The following is an 18,718-nucleotide window of genomic DNA, read 5'->3' as shown; positions in this document are numbered from 1 at the left end:
GAACTGATTTTAAAACTGGATCCTATATGTAAATGCGACGCATTTTATGGGATAACGTTCGTTTAGCGACCTCAAGACATGGAAATGCTTTGAGGTCGAATCACGTTGATTAGGGTAAAACATAGATAATCAATGCAAGCAAACCTGCAAAGGCAATGAGTGGATGTATTACTGCCGCTAATTTAGGTACCTCTTTCTTTTTCACGTCAAGTATAAATAAAGTTAACCCCCCTAATGCCGCAACAACAAGCAGAATTGAACTTGTCACCAGAAGGGAAGACCAGCTCGGCATAAAGACGAATACGTACACTAAAACGAGGATGATTCCTGCTGCGGCAAAAATTCCATGCAGACTTTTTGCGGCTTTATTCACAGGTTTATCCTGTAATATTGCAGTTAACAGGATCAAACCGCAGACAGCAGCAGCAATAAATAAAACAATAGCGAGTATTAACATAGAACCTCCTGTTTTAGTCAATGACCTATATAACATTATAGCTTGTGAAAAACTAAAGCTATATTCTGCATTGGAGCAGAGAGCTCCAGAGATTTTCGCAAAACTGGGTTATAATTGCGCTATCATTCAATTTTACTGGGTGTCACATAATTTTGTTTGGGTGCATCCAAAGAGATACCTAGCAGTTCCTCTTCTAATGTTTTACTCATGCCTTTTTGGGGCGATGACAAATTAAGAAGGGGAGCAGGATTTTTCAGTGCTTCAGTGATACTGATAAATTTATAGCCATTTTTTTGGTACATTTCCAGAATATCACCTAATACATAACTATTAAGAAGATTGGCGTGAATTAATAATATTTGTTTACTATTTTTGCCTGATCTTTTTTCCGCATTTAATGTTTGTTTCCATATATAAGCGAGATAGCGTGGTTTGAGCTTCTGAATATAATTGACTCTTGAACGATAGGGAACTTTATAAAGCATTTCATTAAATTCAAAATCTTTACTATCAATAGTTACAGGAGCAATAGTGTAATTGTGTTCTTTAAGATAATCATGCACTTTTTGTTTTTTTCCATTATTACCTTCTGCAAGGTAGGGGTAACGAAAATATTTAGGATGAGTCATGATTGGTTCAAGAATTTTATCAGCACGATCAAGATCGGCGATGTATTTTTCAGCACTCATCTGATTTAAGTTATAATGAGAGTAAGTGTGATTGCCTAACATGAATCCTGCTTGACGAAATTGTTCTAGAAACGACCACTGCCCTTTTTCTATTGCCCCTGCGATGACAAAACCTATGACAGGAACTTTATATTTTTGAAATGCTTGTACAATTTGAGTAAAGCGCTCTGTGGAGCGTTGTTTATTTCCTGGAGTATTCATTCTAGAGGCCACAAGAGGTAAATCATCCATCGTAATGGCGATTTCTCGTTCCTCAGCAAAGCATATTGAAGAAAATAATGCAGTAAAAAGAAAGAATATTTTAAGCATCAATGGTCCTTATTAATTTTTAGTAGTTTTATGGTGGTTTGATTTTTAGATGATCTATTTCTACCTATTTGCCTGCATCCATAAGATTAATCAAATCACTATAAACTAAATCGATTGTAGTCCTTTAAGACAATACATTAAAAGAAGAATCGGAAACTGTAAACTCTTATGATGCTCATTTAAATTTAAAAAAGCAACTTTGCATGCTATTATTATATTGTATTTATAAATTTTGGCATCGATAAACGTTCAATGCATATTCTTTATGCCTAAAAGGATATTTCTGCGTAGGTATTTTCTCACAGTGATCAAAATATCTTTTCAAGCAGTTTTGCCTATCATATCTATCAATGTAGAGTACTTCTTTTAATGTTTTATCACTAATTTTTTTATTAATTTCTGTACTCCACAATGCATATTGATTTTGGGCAGTACCACAACCTAAAGTATAAACAGTTGGTTTATTTTTAAGAAAAAACATCATACGCGCTTGAAACCAACCAGAGGTAAGAATTGTATTAGGTAGTTGGGGATAGGTGGTGTTGAATTGTTGTATCAAGTGATAAAAGGCAAGTTTTTTAGAGTTAATGAGATTAAATTTAGAGGTATTATCAATCAGGATAAAGAGGCTAATTAAGCTATAAATGACAATTAATGAAACAGCTAATTTACGATAAGGTAAAATAGTATAGCTATATCCAAATAAAATTGCGCTACTGATTAGGTACGGGGTAAGCCAAAATACCCTAATCTCGGCTTTACTTGCTGCATAGATGTAAAAACATAAAAAAGTAAAACAGATGATACGACATAGTCGTACCGTTAAAGCATTTTTTTCATCCAAATTTTTGCTACTTACCAAAAAAGGAGGCAGAAGCATAATATTAAGTGCAGGGATAAAAGATGTAAAAAAAGTTTTGACTGCATTATAAAAGGGATTAACCGTGTGATTTAGTTGATGAGTGGTTAATTGATAGATAAAAGATTGCCAATGATTTTGGTAATTCCATAGGATTACTGGGCTAAAAATAAGGATCGCAACAATTGTGGCAAAATAAAAATGCTTTGTTTTAAAAAGAGATCGGTAAGTACTACAGATTACAAAAATGAGTAAAGATAGAATTAAGACAATGCCTGTATATTTTGACAGCATCATCAAACCCGCACTGATGCCAATATAATATAACTCTTTAGTTTTGTTTGTTTGTATCAATTTTACCGTGTAATAAAGGGTTAATGCCCAAAATAAAGTAAGAGGAGTGTCGTAAGTAGTCTGTTTCAGAATATCCAGCGTCACAAGTGGGGAGAATAGCCACGCTAGTGCGGCAATCCAGCTTGCTTCTTGAGATAAAAAAAATCGCGCAGTTTTGTAGATAATTCTACAGCAAATCGCTGCTACCATAATGCCTACAAAATTTAAAGCAAAAAGATTATTGCCGAATAATAAGGTTGCGCATTTAATAAAATAGGCGATCATGGGAGAACCATCATAGTAGGATAAAGCAAGATGGCGGCTCCAATCCCAATAATAATAAGTATCAAGAGATAAAATATTAATGGGGGCTATCCCTAACATCAGAGCAAAATAAAGAAAAAGGCATAAATAAATGCTACGTGGTGTACGTATCATCAGTATTTTCCAGTGGAACGTGTTTATCTGGCCATACGTGGCGAGAATAAATGTAATAATTTAAAAGCGATATTAAACCTATGCCCAAACCCATGATGATATTTTCTCGAATAGGTCCTCTACCAAAGCAAAGAACACCAAAGTGTAACCAATAACTTTGTACGTAGATTATAAATATAGAATAAAGAACAAAAATAATTAAGCGCTTTATTTTCATTGATGGAGGTATTTTGCTTTTCATTCTAAATGTGAATTTATTATTCAAAATAAAGTTATTGATAATGGCTGCTGCAATGGCGATTCTTGATGCTTCAAAGGGTGGAAAAGAAAAATGGCTGCGCAAAATATTGTATGTAGTAAACTGTACGATGACCCCCAAAGAACCAACGAGACACATGGCTATATAGCGCTTAATTTCATAATAGCGCAAAATAAAAACAACTCGCAGGGAGTCAACAATGCTGTTTTTGGGTAATTTACTATAACCCATGTTCCGATCAATAAAGTTAATTGGATATTCACAAATCTTCGCGTTATTTTTATGCAACAGCCACAATAACTGAATTTTATATGCATAATGATTTGTAAGAAATTGATTAGGAAGCACTTTCATTAATTGCTGACGACGTGTAGCTCGAAATCCACTAGTGAAATCTTTGTATTTAGACGTAAGAAGGGCTCTTGCAACATAATTACCTAATACAGAAAATAGTTTGCGATGCAATTCCCAGTTCTTAGGAATGCTCCCTCCCTTGACGTAACGGCTTCCTATGACACAATCATGAGTTTTAAGCATGTCCAGCATAGGAATAATATATTTAGGCTGATGCGAAAGATCAGCGTCAAATTCAAAAACAATATCCGCATTTAGAGAGGTTAATGCATAATTCATCGCTTGCAAATAAGCAGAACCAAGGCCTGATTTTGTCGGCTCGTGTTTTAAATGCAATTTAGGGTACTCTTTTTGGAGGAAAGTAACAATTTGTTGGGTGTTATCTGTAGAGGCACTATCAAAAATTAAAATATGAATATCATAGTTCTCTACTAATACTGATGCAAATACTTGTTCTATTGTTGCTTGAATGACTGACGCTTCATTGTATGTTGGAATGATAATAACAACCTTCTCTTCTGATTGATTTTTTTCATTAGAATTAAAAGGCTTATCTGCATCAAGAATCAACTTATATCTCTAACTATTAGGGGGGTATTTTGCCATGAGTGTACCAATTAGTTTTTATAAAAAAAAGAGGGTTCTTGTTGGCTTTTATCATTTATCTATTTTTATTAATCCAATTTTGTCAGCTTTTAACTGTTTTTTTGCAAAAAATTAACACTATTGTTTAATCATTTTTCATCAAGTCATAGTACAATTTCGCTACTCTTTCTTCGGGCTATTTTATGAGAAAATCCCAAATAAGCCTCATAAAGCATGCTTTTTTTAATAATTCTTATGAAAAACACGATTTTTCTTTTAAAGAAGATGAATTTAATTTAGATCAATTACGTAAGGAATTTTCTTTATTACATCAAGTTGTTTTATCGAATAAATCTTATTGGTTAAACGATAATGAAGCTGTATTTTATTTATTGTACTTATGTGATGTGTTGATTTTATATTACCAATCTGATTACGTAAATTCTGATCTGCAAAAATTAAAGCAATTGCGCAAAGAAATAGAAACAATTTTTCACAACGATCTTGTTAAGAAACCAAAAGTAATTCATAAATTCCCTGATTTTATATTAAACGAATTAAGAATAAATTTTCAGCATTCTTTGTCTATTTTTATGAGCGTTTCTGAGATACGCAAATGTGTTGGTGATCTAAATGCCAAGCGATCTCGATTTACTTATAGCCGTAGTTTAGCCAAATATTTCATTACTTACTTGCAAAAGAGCTCTATCGCCGAATTCATCCAAGAAATAAATAAAATAATTGACAATCCATATAGTTTTACTGAGGGGATGGACTTTTTAAATAAATCGAGCAAGGCAATAACCAACTTGGGTATTGCACTTTTTACGTTTCGTTTTCTTCTAAATCTGATCCTGATGATCAAACATTTAATCCAGTCAGTAATGAGAGATAAGTTATCAGCTAATAAAGTTCTTCAGCAAGAAATGGAGAAGCGCGGATTTGTCATGGCTAGTGACATGGTATGGGCTACGGTGAGTTTGTTGACTACTTACAATCATTTTTTTCACATTGCGCAAGCACTTATTTCACCAATCGTTGTTACTTTTCTGATTTTCGATAGTCTGTTACTTTTGGCACAGTGGATTTTTGAAGCAAATCAACATAATGAACGCTTGCAAGAACTACAAGCACAGCAAAAAGAGGCAACATTTTTTGAGTATGCTGTAATTCAACGTCAGATTGATGTATTAAATGATGAATGGGAGTCTCAATGCTCCTATTTCGCGATCAATATTTTCGCTGCAAATATAATCGCTGTCAGTTTTGCAATCAGCATGTTATGTACTGGGCCACTCGCTTTAGCGGGTCTCGCGTTTTTTGGTATGCTTGGCAATGCATTGTACAATACTTCGGAGCATTATAAGAAATATCAAAAAGCAAAACTAACAGTACAACGTGAATTATTGAATGGAGCGATCCTAAACGATGAACATCATCAACAGCTACTCCAGATCCTTAATGAAGAACATGTTCAAAGTTATCAACAGTTCTGGAAAGCCTTAGGATTTAATGTTGGTGGAATTGCCTTTATTATCACTGCAGCAGCGGCTTCTTGGCCAATTGCCCTCGGACTAACACTTGCCTATATGATTTATTGCGTCAATGATGCTTATCAAAAACAACGCATAAGTAAAGAGGAGACTCATCATGATGTTTATAGGCTCTTAAATTCGCCAGATATGGAGGAGGTTACAGCATCACATACATTCCAAAATTAATATAATGAGTAATGCCACCTAAATAATTATAAAGTTGTTGTCCCCCACTGAAACTTAATACAGTATTGGGATAAATATGAAATAAAATTCCACCATCAAAGTTATAGCCCGCTCCTTCAGATGCACTAATTTTACTTTGTCCGTATACTTCGCCATAAATAAGGAGCTTGTCTCTTGAATAACTTAAAAGGATATCAGGGTTAATACTATTAAAGTAATGCCCTCCAGTCAGTGCAGGATCGCTAAGTCTGCTTATACCCAGCATTCCAGAGAGACTCCAGTAGTCATTTATCGTATAATTGGCAACACTATTAAACGTAGATCCCCATCCATGACTTCCATAGGCAGCATTTCCTCCTGGTGTATTAACAACTTCTTCAAGTGCAAACATCCATTGTTGATTGTAATAAATAGAGTGTTTAAAGTTTAAAAAAGTGGTGGTATTTCCTGATCCAGGAAAACTTTTTTGCTGAATGTAGTTAGGCATATCGATATAGAATTCATTGTTCGATGGCAGACCAAAACGAATTTCTGCATTGGGAAAATTTTGTTGAAGACCTTGATGACCATTGATGGGTTGCGCAATATAGTTTAATTCAATTAAGATTTTTTTAAAGGGTACTGAACATGTGCTGGTGAGATTACTTGGACTGTTTATGACATTCAATAGATTGTTACAAGGATTATTAGAGTCTGCATAAAGAGTATGAGCGTAAAAAATACACATGAAATATTTGAGTAATTTTCGCTGCATATTTTGATTCCAAATGGGGCGATTGTTATCCCGCACGTTCTTAAGAATTTTTCTCCTCTTTATATTACAAATAACAACTACACTATGTATATAAGAATATTTTTAAGGAAAATAGATAATGGCAGTTACTACAGGATTATCAGGTAATGAACTATTTTGTCTACAACTTAAAAATTACTCACCAGGTCCTATAGTGGTTGGAAATAGTGTCCGTTCTTTAGGTATTCTTGGAAGCGTAGGTTCAAGTTTTAAAGTGATACTAGGTGGCGAATTAACGCAAATTACTTCGCTTATAGAAGAGGGTAGAGAAACGGCCTATAAACGTATGTTAGAAGAGGCGGTCAGCAAGAATGCGACTGGAATTACTGGGGTAACCAGCCAGCTGATTCTTCATGGAGCAAACGTTGAGTTTTTATCTATAGGATCAGTGATTTATGGAGAAGAAGGAGCGAATAAGGAGAAGTTTTCGACCTCGGCTGATGGTCAGGAATTGTATGCACAACTTGATGCAGGCTACCAACCGATTTGTTTTTCTTTTGGTAATGTTGCTTATTCTATGGGGTTGGGGCGAGGTATTATTGGAAGTTTGAAAACCTTAGGACGTGGCGAAATTAAGGAATACTCTGACATTTTTAATAAAACCAGACACCTAGCTTTAACTCGTATCACTGCACATGCCAGACAGTATAAAGCCAATGCTGTTCTTGGTATTAAAACAACGGTTTTACCTTTTGGTGGCGTTAATGAAATGCTTATGATAGGAACAGCTTCTTATAACCCTCAATTAATGGGAGATGTGGGGAACGAGATAGTAACAAGTGATATGACTAATATTGAAATGTGGAATATGGCGCGTATGGGGTATACTCCCATGAAGTTATTGTTAGGAACTTCGGTTTATTCTTTGGGATTAATCGGTGGAATTACTTCAACAATTAAAGCATTTGTACGTGGAGAAATTAATGAACTAACCCGAATGATTTATCATGCTCGGGAAAATGCCTTGGCCATAATCAATGATGAAGCTCAAGCCTTAGGTGCTGACGATGTAGTAGGGGTTAAAACGTATGTTTATCAATTAGGTAATGGCTTAATCGAGTTTTTAGCTATAGGCACGGCCGTAAAGAAAAACAATCGTATAAAAACTGAATCAGAACAATTACCACCTCAAGCAATAATTGTTGATAAAGATACATTTTATGATTCAACAAATTTCAATAGTATGAATGTAAATGTCAACAGTGGAAGCAAACCTATTAACAAGGGTACGTTTCCTTTAATGATTCCTATAGTGATTATTGTTCTTATTATTTTACAATTTCTTATTCATCATTTTAATTCGATTTTTCACTAAGATATTTTTAAGTTTATAGAGTGGCTAATAATAATTAATTTTTTTAACCAATTTTAAAATTATGAGCTATTATTCCAAGTGCTAAACTCACGTTTTAATAAGATAAGGAAATTAATTATGTCGCAACAAGCAACAGGTCAATTTTGTTGGAATGAATTAGCTACTGCTGATGTAAAAAAATCTAAAGAATTCTACAGTAAATTGTTAGGTTGGCACTATAAAGAAATTCATTCTGATGAAATGACGTATACTATTATCCAATCAGGCGATCAAGAAATTGCGGGTATATGGCAAATTCCTACCGATCAACAAAACATCATTCCCCCTCATTGGATGGCTTATATTTTGGTAAATAATGTTGCAGAAACCTTAGAAAAGGCAAAACAGCATGGGGCTCAGGAACTAAAAGGCGTTACTCATGTAGGGGACATGGGACTTTTTGCAATCATCAAAGATCCCGGTGGTGCACCTATTGCATTCTGGGAATCTAAATAACGGGAGTTCAACGTAAAGGCATTTCCCTGCCTTATGTCGCTAAATGAACATTATCCCATAAAATGCGTCGCATTTATCAGTTCGATATAAAAATGACGTTTATTTTTATATCGAACTCACATGAAATAAATAAGTAACGCCTAATATTGAGACCAGTTTTGATCAGGGGAGTTTTCTACAGGCAATAATTCATAGGTTCTAAAAACATTTCCATCTCGAGATAAAAGAATTGCGATTGGTCTTGTCTTTTCAAAATGAGCAAAGATAATCATCATCATTACAGTGATTGGTACAGCCAAAAACATGCCAAGTAGTCCCCATATATCTCCCCAGACTGCCAAGGCAAATAAGATCACGAGCGGACTTAAATTGAGTGAATTACTCAAGTAACGAGGTTCAATTATATTTCCCACAATAAATTGTACTGTTCCTAAACCAAAGATGATTTTTGTGAAAGGAATCCAGCTGGTAAATTGTACTATTGCTAACGAAGCCGGAAAAGCAATCGCAATGATTGCACCTATATTGGGTATAAAGTTGAGAAAAAAAATAAGAAGAGCCCAAAACTCTGCAAAATCGAGTTTTACCCATTTCATAATAATCCAACTGGAAATAGCAGTAATAATACTCAAAATGGATTTTAAGCCTAGATACGTTTGAGTATTCACTACAATATGATTCAAAATATTATTTACGAGAATACGATTTTCTAAAGTAGGAAAAAGAGCATCAATTTTATTGAGAAAAAAATATTGTTCTGCAAATAAAAATGCAATGTACAGCAGAATGAGTACAGTGGAACTCGCAAGAGTTGAGAATACTCCATAGGCATTGACTAAAATCGTTTGTAAATTGAGCGATTTTATCATTTGATTCAGACTCGATAAAATTTCAATATGTAGTGTTTTGTCAATATTGCTAAAAATGGCTAATAAATTTTCTTGGTAGCGATTTGATGCAGCTATGACATTATTGACGTTATTCGTAATAATGTTTATGAAGATAAAAATGAAAACAGCAACAATGACAAAAGCAAAAATCATCCTTAACCAGCCAGGTAGCCGGGTACCTACCATTGGTATTCCTTGAATAATATTACTAATGGTATTAAGAAGATGCCAAATAAAAATGGCGATAACTAAAGGAATTAATACATGACTTCCCACAATAAGGAAATAACCAGTAATCCATATTACAATGAGTCCTGAAGTAAAGAGAAGCATGCGACTCATAAAACAATTCCTTTTTTGATTTTATTATTTATAAGATAAATATTAGCATTGATTATCCAGGATAAAAATTTAAAAATAAGTTTATATAATGATACTGAGCAATAAGTAGTACATTTAAAAATAAGCATAATAGAGGCAGACACCTTAGCGAGGTTGCCTATACTATGTAGTGTAACTTGCTTATTTATCATTAATCTCATGAACTCATCAAATTATCAAAGCATTTCTTGGGCCCATCAGTTGGTGCAAGATTGGTTTGTCCAAAAAATAGGTAAACCTACCGAACCACAAGAGCAAGGATGGCCATTTATTTTGGCCGGCCTTGATACACTCATTTCTTCGCCTACGGGATCGGGTAAAACTTTAGCTGCATTTTTAGCCTGTTTAAATGGTTTAGTACATAAAGCAGCAACAGGAAATTTACCAGACATCACTGAAGTATTATATGTTTCACCACTTAAGGCATTAAGTAATGACGTACAAAAGAATTTGTTGTTACCCTTACAAGAAATTAGTGAGTTAGCCAAAGAGCGAGGTATTGATTTACCTGAAATTCGCGTTGCAGTGCGAACTGGGGATACAACAACAAACGAGCGCCAAAAAATGCTCAAGAAACCGCCCCATATTTTGATTACTACACCAGAGTCTTTTTACATTCTGTTAACTGCTGAAAAAAGTCGAATGAATATGTCAGGTATTCATACGGTTATTATCGATGAAATTCATGCTTTAGTGAATAACAAGCGAGGAACTCACCTGGCCTTGTCTTTAGAGCGTTTAGAAGCACTTACTGTAAAATCATTTATTCGTATTGGTCTTTCTGCGACCCAAAAACCTTTAGAAAAAGTGGCAAACTTTCTAGTCGGTTCTAAAAAGACTCAAGTGAAATTGGTCAATATTGGTCACACTCGGCAATTAGATTTGCAAGTTGTAATACCAGAAAGTGAATTAGCTGCCGTTGCTTCTAATGAAATGTGGGATGAGATTTATGAAAAGATCGCAGGTTTAGCCCAAGAAAATCGGGCTACATTAGTATTTGTTAATACACGAAAATTAGCGGAACGTGTTGCTCATCATTTGGAACAACGTTTAGGTGAAAATAAGGTATTAGCGCATCATGGTAGTTTATCCCGTAAATTACGTCTTGAAGCAGAAGCTCAACTTAAAAATGGCACGCTGAAAGTTCTGGTTGCTACAGCGTCATTAGAATTAGGAATTGATATTGGTCATATTGACTTAGTGTGCCAAATCGGTTCTCCACGAGCTATTGCTACCGCATTACAACGTATTGGTAGAGCAGGGCATTGGCATGCATCGATCTCTACAGGACGCATTTTTGCAACTACGCGGGATGAATTGTTAGAGTGTGCGGCATTAGTTTATGCCATCCGCCAAGGAGATTTAGATCAGTTAATTATCCCAGAGGAACCTTTAGATATTTTAGCTCAACAAATTGTGGCTGCCTGTGCCACTCAGGATTGGGAAGAGGATGTACTTTTTCGTTATTTTAAAAATGCTTATCCTTACCGTAATTTGACAGCAGAAAAATTCGATGAAATTCTGACTATGCTCTCAGAAGGAATTGCCGGATCACGTGGGCGTTACGGTGCTTATATCCATAGAGATCGAGTGAATCATATCCTTAAAGGACGACGAGGGAGTCGTTTGGCAGCAATCACCAGTGGTGGTGCAATTCCCGACAATGGTTTGTTTTCAGTGATTGCGACGCCAGATAATGCCATGGTTGGTACTTTAGATGAAGATTTTGCTGTAGAGAGCAATCGTGGGGACATTTTTTTGCTAGGGACAAATTCTTGGAAGGTGCTGCGTATTGAAAATGGTCGGGTGTTAGTAGAAGATGCATATGGTGCACCACCCAGTGTTCCTTTTTGGTTAGGAGAAGCCCCTGCACGCAGCATCGAGTTATCATTACAAGTATCTCAACTTCGGGAAAAAATTAATGTTTTGTTACCCGAAAAAATACCCCAAGTTGTTGATGCAAGGCATATCCCGCAGATACAAAAAGCCATTCAATGGTTAATGAAATATTGTGGCCTTGATGCTTCTGCTTCAGAACAGTTACTTGAGTATGTACGTTTAGGTCGACAAGTTTTAGGTGCAGTCCCCACTCAGAAAACAATAATAGCTGAACGATTTTTTGATGAAAGTGGTGGCATGCAACTGATTGTCCATGCGCCATTTGGTGCACGGATTAACAAAGCTTGGGGATTAGCTTTACGAAAGAAATTTTGCCGATCTTTTAATTTTGAATTACAGGCTGCTGCTACAGATAATGGTTTAAATATTTCCTTAACGGAACAACATAGTTTCCCTTTATCGGATGTGTTTCATTTTTTGCATACAAACACATTAAAAGAGGTAGTCACCCAAGCAGTATTACAATCACCCTTATTGGGTATGCGCTTTCGTGCGGTAGCTTCGCGCTCATTATCATTATTACGTTTTCGGGGTGGTAAAAAAATTCCCCCTAATATTCAACGAATGCTTGCTGATGATTTATTAGCTGCTGTGTTTCCAGATGCAGCTGCTTGTCAGGATAATTTAGGGGGGCAAGATGTAGCGTTGCCTGAGCATCCGCTTATTGAGGAGACTATGAAAGATATCTTAATGGATGCTTTGGATATTGATGGAGTAACAAAAGTAATCCATGATATTGAAACTCAGCATATTACTTGCCTTGCTGTAGATACTCCAGTTCCCTCAGTATTTTCTCATGAAATTTTAAATGCTAACCCTTATGCATTTTTAGATGATGCTCCTTTAGAAGAGAGGCGTTCACGCGCGGTTGAAATGCGTCGTGTATTACCAGAATCAATGTTAGAAGAAGTGGGGCAACTCGATCCTAAGGCTGTGTCTGGGGTTCAGGAACAGGTGTGGCCAGACATTCGTTCTGCAGATGAATTACATGATGTGCTGCAAACAGTTATTGTTTTTCCAGAACTCATTCAAATGACCGAATTACAATCCACTTTGCCACAGTGGAAACACTATTTTATTGAGTTACAACGGGAAGGACGGGCTGTATTGGCTGTTGTTGCGGGTAAAAATTATTATGTGTCTACTGAAAAAAAGAAGACTTTTCATTGTATTTTTCCGCATGCCTTATTTACTCATAAGGTAGTAGATATCAAAGAAGAACCAATCACATACGAAGACGCTCTACTCAAAACGTTACAAGGTTGGTTATTGCATACAGGCCCAATTACCCAAGAAAAATTGAGCGATTGTTTCCGTCTTGCTCCATTAGATGTAGCGCATGCTTTATTGAAATTAGAAGCAAGTGGGTATGTGCTACGTGGACATTTTCGTGCACCGTATGCCGGTGAACGAGAATGGTGTGAACGTCGATTACTTGCTCGTATTCATCGCGCTACAACAGAATCTTTACGTCAACAAATCAAACCTGTTAGTCAAGCTCAATTTATGGCATGGTTGTTGAAATGGCATCACATAGGAAAGGGCCATCAGATGAAGGGTGAAAGAGGACTGCTTGCAGTAATCAGACAATTACAAGGTTTTGAACTGGCTGCAAGCGCATGGGAAACCGATATCTTCCCTGTGCGCGTACATGATTATGACGCGTTGATGCTCGATAAGTTATGTATGAGTGGCATAGTAGGATGGGGGAGGGTATCACCACATCCTTCTGTAGTGCTTTCAGATGAAGAAACAAAAAAATCTCGACGCTTATTACCAACTCGAAATGCCCCGATTACTTTTTTTGTTCGAGAAGAGGTGGATTGGATTCCACCCCATGTATCTATAGATAATGTTGACGAAGTAACGAGTCTTAGTTATCCAGCCCGCAATATTTATAGATTTTTGCAAAAATATGGTGCTTCATTTTATGCAGATATTGTACGTGGGACAGGAAATTTGAAAATTGAAGTAGAAAATGGCTTATGGGAATTAGTTGCAGCAGGAATGGTAACCGCAGATAGTTTTGATAATGTGCGGACTTTGATGAGTACGAAACGTAAACAAAGTAGACGGCATAGACGTAACCCTATGTTTCCATTCAGTACGGGACGTTGGTCTTTATTACATGTTCATGCACAAGAAGATCATGAAAAACGCGTAGAAGCAGCATGTTGGATGCTTTTAGAGCGTTATGGAGTAATCTTTCGTGATTTGCTTGTACGTGAAAAAAATATTCCCCGCTGGCGAGATTTACTCATTTTTTTGCGACGTCTTGAATTACGCGGCGAGGTACGTGGAGGACGGTTCGTCGATGGATTTTTAGGTGAGCAATTTGCTCTTCCTTATGCAGTTGATTCTTTGCGAGCGGTACGGAATGAAGAAATAGATAATATACCTCGAATTATTTCATCGATGGATCCATTAAATTTAATTGGAATTCTATTGCCTGGCGAGCGTGTATCCGTCACATCAAAATCGGAAATTAGGTTAGTTGCAGGCAAAGTTTTAGCTCCATAATATAAAGAAGTAATTAGGAGATTTTATGATACATAAGCAACTCCATTATGCTTTTTTAAATAAGCAACAATTACCATTGCTGATACAACCTCCAGCAACAAGATGCGCAGATATTAACGATTTAGTGCGGTTTCTTAAAGAGGAAAATACTTTATTTAAAGAGCATTTGCTCCATTATCATGCCATTCTCTTTCGTGGATTTAACGTGACCACTCCTGATCAATTGAGAAAAGTAATTCAAGCTAGTGATTTAGGCGCAAATTATAATTATGATTTTTGCCCTGTTCCAAGAACAAAAATTCAAGAGGGTGTATTTACTTCATCCAATTATCCTGCGAGTTATCCTATTGCGTTACATAATGAAAAATCCTACAGCTCTGAATTTCCAACACATATCTTTTTTAACTGTATTCAAGCCGCGGAACAAGGTGGCTGTACTTCGCTTGCTAATGGCCATCAAATTTGGCTCTCTCTTCCAGAGTCCTTACAACAAAAATTACAGTTAAAAGGTGTTTTATATCGCCGACATTATTACAGTTATGGAATAAAATATAAAATCATTCAATTAATGGGGATTGCCCCTGTATTTAAGACTTGGATGGAGGAATTTAATACTTATGAAAAAAAACAGGTTGAAAACATACTTCATCAAACCAAACAACAATTTAAATGGAGAGGAAATGATTTAGTGACGGAGGTCTTTCTCCCTGCCAGCAGAAAACATCCTATAACGGGTAAATTAGGATGGTTCAATCAATGTAATCAGCTTTCTCGTCATTGCAATGGTATTAGTGATTATATTAATTCAATGGTTAAAAACCCTATTGTTTCTTTTATTTTATTGCAAAACAGCATGCATCCTTATTTGGCTTTTTATGGGGATGGTACGTCTTTTTCAAAACAAGAATCTTTATTGATCAGCGAAGCAGTGCAAAAAAATACATTTTTAATCTCCTGGCAACCAGGGGATCTTTTGATTATCGATAATTATTCTTGCCTGCATGGAAAAACACCACATACTGGAGACAGATTAATTTTAGCAGGAATGACCAAATATCCTTATACTAAGGAGGATAGTTATGTTTCCTGAGATCTCACAAAAAAAATTTGCAATTGGTGAGCTCTATTTTATAAATGAACTTGAAACTCAAGGATTAATCTATGAAATTTTTTCACAAAAAACTTATTTACTCGATTTTCTTAGTTTAAATCCTGGGGCGATCATTGTTGATGTAGGAGCAAATATTGGCATTTTTTCATTATTTGCTCTGCAACATTGTAATTATAATGCTGAGATCTACGGTTTTGAACCGATTCCAACGACTTTTTCTTGCTTGCAAAAAAATTTAGAATGCTTTAAAAATAAGGTGCATTTATACAATACGGGCATCAGTGATGTGGCCCAAGATTGTGAGGCTGCATTTACTCTATTTGGAGAAAGTGTAGGTACTGCAACTTATAGGCCCCAAGATAAGTTGATTTCAAATTTTCAACCTTTATTAGATTATAATACGCTCTTGAAGCTACTCCCTTGGCAAAATAAATTTCTTTATTATCAATTAAAATGGTTACCCTTTTTTCGGAATTATTTCATTAAAAAAAATTATAAAAAGCAAACACGAATAACTCAAATTACATGTAAGTTGACCTCATTAGGACACTTTATCGAACAACATCAAATCAGGCATATTGATTTTTTAAAGGTAGATGTTGAAGGTGCTGAAATAGATGTTATAAAGAGTATTAAACCGAAGCAGTTTTCTATAATTAACCAGATAAGCATTGAGGTTCATAATATAGAAAATCGCGTTGAAAAGCTTAATTCTTATTTGCAAAAACAAGGTTATATCACTTTAGTTGACAGAAATCCTATCTTGGCTGATTTAGGTTATAACCATCATATGATCTATGCAAAAATGGTATAGCGTCTCATCTACTAAGCCTAGATAAGGCACAAGTAAAGTGAGGTTCAAATACATGATTGAGCCAAACGAGCTTGCAACGATGTATAAAACTTAGTGGGTAGGGTTATAGGATAAACTAATTGTTAGCAATGCATCGCTAATCAGTTATCAAATGTCATTGCTCTTTAATAATGTGACATCACTATGAATAAGTTTTGCTTTGATTTTTTTAAACCGTTCTTGGTGAAGGGGCATAGTAGCATCTTCAATGAGATAACATTTGAACCCTTCATTAAGTGCATCTTTTATTGAAAAATACACACAAATATCAGCACATAAACCACAAAAATAAAGTTTCTTAGCACCTTTTCCATGGAGATAACCTGCTAATCCTGTGTTTATTTGGTGTTGGTTATCGTAAAAACCACTATAACTATCTATTTCAGGATTCATACCTTTGCGAAAAATAGCTTCTATAGGTTTTATTTCAAGCAGGGGATGAAATTCTGCACCAAAAGTTCCTTGAATACAGTGATTAGGCCATAGTATTTGTTCTATTCCGTGTACTATTATTTTATCGAGAGGTTTTTTACCTGGATAGTTAGATGCAAAACTGGTGTGGTTTTGAGGATGCCAATCTTGAGTAGCTACAATTAAATCAAATTTAGGAAGTAACTGATTAATAATTGGAATAATGGTATCCCCATGAGATACTGCAAGTGAGCCACCAGGCATAAAATCATTTTGTACATCAATAATGATTAAGGTCTTATTTATTTTTTTCATTGGAATATTTTTGATATTCTTTAATTAATTGATTTCGTTTTTCGTGGAGTTGATTGCTTAAGCCTACTTGATAGATACTGGGTTTCTCAAATCGTTTAAATTCTTCAGGAAGTTTTTGTAAACGTTTTTTGCTGTATTGTGCGATTTGTTGGAGTGTTTGTAAGGAAAAGGTGCACTTACCTTTTTCCATGACTTTATGAAGTAAAGGCTCTTGTTTATAATGTTTAAAAGCGAATAACTTTCCGCGTTCAAAGGGAGAATGAATGCTCCCAAAATCAGTTTCATTCCTAAGCGCAACAACATCTCCTCCTAGGAAAGTATCATCATTTAATAGTCTATACACTTGTTTTTTATAAGGTAAAGTAATTTTACCTATGGTCTCTGACAGCTTAATTCTTGGTTTTTCATCCATAAAAGCTAATTTGTATACTCCATCTAAGGCGGCATCGGGGGCCCCAATAACCAAATTTGTTCCAACACCAAAAGCATCGATAGGTGCATTTTGGTCACGCAGCTCTTTTATTCTTTTTTCATCAAGCTGATTGGATGCGATAATTTTTACATAATGTAGTCCTGCCTCATCAAGCATTTGGCGTGATTTTTTAGCTAAGTCTCCTAAGTCACCACTATCTAATCGTATTCCTTGTAAACGGTGTCCACGTTGCTCCATTTCTTTACCTATACGAATCGCATTGGGAACACCACTTTCTAACGTGCTATAGGTATCAACAAGTAACGAGCAATTATCAGGCCAGATCTCTGCAAAATCACGAAATGCAGACAGTTCAGTGTCATAACTTTGTATGTATGAATGTGCCATAGTCCCTGAAATAGGAATATTATAGTCACGTCCTACACACACATTGCTCGTAGAATCAAAGCCACCAATGATTGCTGCCCGACTCGCATAATATCCTCCTGGGCCCTGGGCTCTGCGCAAACCAAAATCAATTAACTTACATTGACCTGCTACTTGTCGGATCCGGCTGGCTTTTGTTGCGATAAGAGTTTGAAAATTTAATAAATTTAATAAAATTGTTTCAATGAGTTGGGCTTCAATAATATTGGCTTCTATAGAAACTACAGGACAAGTAGGGAAAACTAAATCGCCTTCATATGAAGCATAAACAGTTCCTCGAAAACGAAAGTTCTTTAAATAATCAAGAAACTTAGGATGTATCCCTGTGCTTTTTAAAAAATGAATATCTTGCTCATTAAAATGATAATTTTCTAATATATTGAGTAAGTCAGTAAGGCCGGCAAAAATGGCATATCCAGAGCCGAATGGAAGTTTTCTGAAAAAATAATCAAAAATTGCAGTAGAGTTTTCACGGCCTTTTAAAAAATAAACTTGGGCCATAGTGAGTTGATATTGATCAGTATAACTTCCAGTAAAATCAAACATTGGCGTAAATATCCTTCTAAACGAATAAATAATCATTTATAAAAAGAGAGTGATATTGCCATAATAGTTGGTGAAATACGCTTCGTCCAGAGTGATTTTCCCTACATTTTTTTGTTATTGATGAGGGATTTCCTGTTTATATACTTCTCAATATCGTCGTTTAATCATCTTAGACACCCTAAAATGAGTGGTTATACTTTTTAAGTAAAATTTTATTGTGGTGAAAAAGCTCTAATTGTCTTTTATTAGGTTTAATGTGTCATGATATAGGGACATGCTCTAGATTTAAAATAAATATTCTGTTATATGTTTGGATAGAATGTTAA

At 35.4% G+C, this 18,718-nt stretch carries 14 protein-coding genes; 6 read left to right on the top strand and 8 right to left on the bottom strand.

Annotated features, from left to right (window positions below):
* Positions 1–109: 109 nt before the first annotated feature.
* From DYH34_RS13755 to DYH34_RS13740, 4 genes are all read right to left on the bottom strand, one after another.
* Positions 110–457, bottom strand: coding sequence for a hypothetical protein (locus DYH34_RS13755; protein ID WP_058464495.1), 348 nt, complete (start codon positions 455–457; stop codon positions 110–112).
* 122 nt (positions 458–579) lie between these two features.
* Entirely contained in the window at positions 580–1,455 is an 876-nt protein-coding gene (locus DYH34_RS13750) for a polysaccharide deacetylase family protein (protein ID WP_058464496.1), read from the bottom strand.
* Positions 1,456–1,678: 223 nt separating this feature from the next.
* Positions 1,679–3,085, bottom strand: a complete 1,407-nt coding sequence (locus tag DYH34_RS13745; protein WP_058464497.1) for a glycosyltransferase family 39 protein — start codon at positions 3,083–3,085, stop codon at positions 1,679–1,681.
* Positions 3,066–4,268 carry a glycosyltransferase family 2 protein gene (locus tag DYH34_RS13740; RefSeq protein WP_058464498.1) on the bottom strand — a complete coding sequence of 401 codons (1,203 nt, stop codon included), beginning with the start codon at positions 4,266–4,268 and terminating at the stop codon, positions 3,066–3,068. Before DYH34_RS13740 ends, DYH34_RS13745 begins: the two co-directional genes overlap by 20 nt.
* Before the next feature lie 218 nt (positions 4,269–4,486).
* Between DYH34_RS13740 and DYH34_RS13735 the strand changes: the two genes are divergently transcribed.
* Positions 4,487–6,004, top strand: a complete 1,518-nt coding sequence (locus DYH34_RS13735; RefSeq protein ID WP_058464499.1) for a hypothetical protein — start codon at positions 4,487–4,489, stop codon at positions 6,002–6,004.
* Here the strand turns inward: DYH34_RS13735 and DYH34_RS13730 are convergent.
* The gene (locus DYH34_RS13730) at positions 5,976–6,758 is read right to left on the bottom strand and encodes a transporter family protein (RefSeq protein ID WP_058464500.1); all 783 of its coding nucleotides are present in this window, start codon (positions 6,756–6,758) and stop codon (positions 5,976–5,978) included. The two genes, DYH34_RS13735 and DYH34_RS13730, sit on opposite strands and share 29 nt — an antisense overlap.
* Positions 6,759–6,876: 118 nt before the next feature.
* Here DYH34_RS13730 and DYH34_RS13725 point away from each other — a divergent pair, with 118 nt between their 5' ends.
* The gene (locus DYH34_RS13725; protein ID WP_058464501.1) at positions 6,877–8,112 is read left to right on the top strand and encodes a heavy metal-binding domain-containing protein; all 1,236 of its coding nucleotides are present in this window, start codon (positions 6,877–6,879) and stop codon (positions 8,110–8,112) included.
* A gap of 117 nt (positions 8,113–8,229) precedes the next feature.
* On the top strand, positions 8,230–8,607 hold the full coding sequence (locus tag DYH34_RS13720; RefSeq protein WP_058464502.1) for a VOC family protein: 378 nt from the start codon (positions 8,230–8,232) through the stop codon (positions 8,605–8,607).
* A gap of 140 nt (positions 8,608–8,747) precedes the next feature.
* Here DYH34_RS13720 and DYH34_RS13715 read toward each other — a convergent pair whose 3' ends face one another.
* On the bottom strand, positions 8,748–9,839 hold the full coding sequence (locus tag DYH34_RS13715; protein WP_058464503.1) for an AI-2E family transporter: 1,092 nt from the start codon (positions 9,837–9,839) through the stop codon (positions 8,748–8,750).
* A 198-nt stretch (positions 9,840–10,037) separates the two neighbouring features.
* Here DYH34_RS13715 and DYH34_RS13705 point away from each other — a divergent pair, with 198 nt between their 5' ends.
* The 3 genes from DYH34_RS13705 to DYH34_RS13695 are packed head-to-tail and all read left to right on the top strand — an operon-like array spanning position 10,038 to position 16,222.
* Positions 10,038–14,297 carry a DEAD/DEAH box helicase gene (locus DYH34_RS13705; protein ID WP_058464505.1) on the top strand — a complete coding sequence of 1,420 codons (4,260 nt, stop codon included), beginning with the start codon at positions 10,038–10,040 and terminating at the stop codon, positions 14,295–14,297.
* Between the two features lie 25 nt (positions 14,298–14,322).
* A complete protein-coding gene (locus DYH34_RS13700; RefSeq protein WP_058464506.1) occupies positions 14,323–15,387 on the top strand; it encodes a TauD/TfdA family dioxygenase in 1,065 nt (354 codons plus the stop codon).
* Complete coding sequence (locus DYH34_RS13695) at positions 15,377–16,222, top strand: FkbM family methyltransferase (protein ID WP_058464507.1); 846 nt, start codon at positions 15,377–15,379, stop codon at positions 16,220–16,222. Before DYH34_RS13700 ends, DYH34_RS13695 begins: the two co-directional genes overlap by 11 nt.
* A 147-nt stretch (positions 16,223–16,369) precedes the next feature.
* On the opposite strand, the gene pncA is transcribed toward DYH34_RS13695, so the two are convergent.
* Positions 16,370–16,987, bottom strand: a complete 618-nt coding sequence (pncA, locus tag DYH34_RS13690) for a bifunctional nicotinamidase/pyrazinamidase (protein ID WP_058464508.1) — start codon at positions 16,985–16,987, stop codon at positions 16,370–16,372.
* The gene (locus DYH34_RS13685) at positions 16,971–18,392 is read right to left on the bottom strand and encodes a nicotinate phosphoribosyltransferase (RefSeq protein ID WP_058464509.1); all 1,422 of its coding nucleotides are present in this window, start codon (positions 18,390–18,392) and stop codon (positions 16,971–16,973) included. The genes pncA and DYH34_RS13685 overlap by 17 nt, the downstream gene beginning before the upstream one ends.
* Positions 18,393–18,718 lie beyond the last annotated feature (326 nt).

The organism is Legionella cincinnatiensis (assembly GCF_900452415.1).
GTDB lineage: Bacteria > Pseudomonadota > Gammaproteobacteria > Legionellales > Legionellaceae > Legionella > Legionella cincinnatiensis.
Note: the sequence above shows the minus strand (reverse complement) of the source record. Positions and strands in the feature narration are given on the sequence as shown.

Excerpts from the sequence above, each read along its gene's own strand:
- DYH34_RS13725 (WP_058464501.1), top strand. The coding sequence starts at position 6,877 with ATGGCAGTTACTACAGGATTATCAGGTAATGAACTATTTTGTCTACAA.
- DYH34_RS13730 (WP_058464500.1), bottom strand. The coding sequence starts at position 6,758 with ATGCAGCGAAAATTACTCAAATATTTCATGTGTATTTTTTACGCTCAT.
- DYH34_RS13700 (WP_058464506.1), top strand. The coding sequence starts at position 14,323 with ATGATACATAAGCAACTCCATTATGCTTTTTTAAATAAGCAACAATTA.
- DYH34_RS13720 (WP_058464502.1), top strand. The coding sequence starts at position 8,230 with ATGTCGCAACAAGCAACAGGTCAATTTTGTTGGAATGAATTAGCTACT.
- DYH34_RS13705 (WP_058464505.1), top strand. The coding sequence starts at position 10,038 with ATGAACTCATCAAATTATCAAAGCATTTCTTGGGCCCATCAGTTGGTG.
- DYH34_RS13735 (WP_058464499.1), top strand. The coding sequence starts at position 4,487 with ATGAGAAAATCCCAAATAAGCCTCATAAAGCATGCTTTTTTTAATAAT.
- pncA (WP_058464508.1), bottom strand. The coding sequence starts at position 16,987 with ATGAAAAAAATAAATAAGACCTTAATCATTATTGATGTACAAAATGAT.
- DYH34_RS13745 (WP_058464497.1), bottom strand. The coding sequence starts at position 3,085 with ATGATACGTACACCACGTAGCATTTATTTATGCCTTTTTCTTTATTTT.
- DYH34_RS13685 (WP_058464509.1), bottom strand. The coding sequence starts at position 18,392 with ATGTTTGATTTTACTGGAAGTTATACTGATCAATATCAACTCACTATG.
- DYH34_RS13695 (WP_058464507.1), top strand. The coding sequence starts at position 15,377 with ATGTTTCCTGAGATCTCACAAAAAAAATTTGCAATTGGTGAGCTCTAT.
- DYH34_RS13715 (WP_058464503.1), bottom strand. The coding sequence starts at position 9,839 with ATGAGTCGCATGCTTCTCTTTACTTCAGGACTCATTGTAATATGGATT.
- DYH34_RS13750 (WP_058464496.1), bottom strand. The coding sequence starts at position 1,455 with ATGCTTAAAATATTCTTTCTTTTTACTGCATTATTTTCTTCAATATGC.
- DYH34_RS13755 (WP_058464495.1), bottom strand. The coding sequence starts at position 457 with ATGTTAATACTCGCTATTGTTTTATTTATTGCTGCTGCTGTCTGCGGT.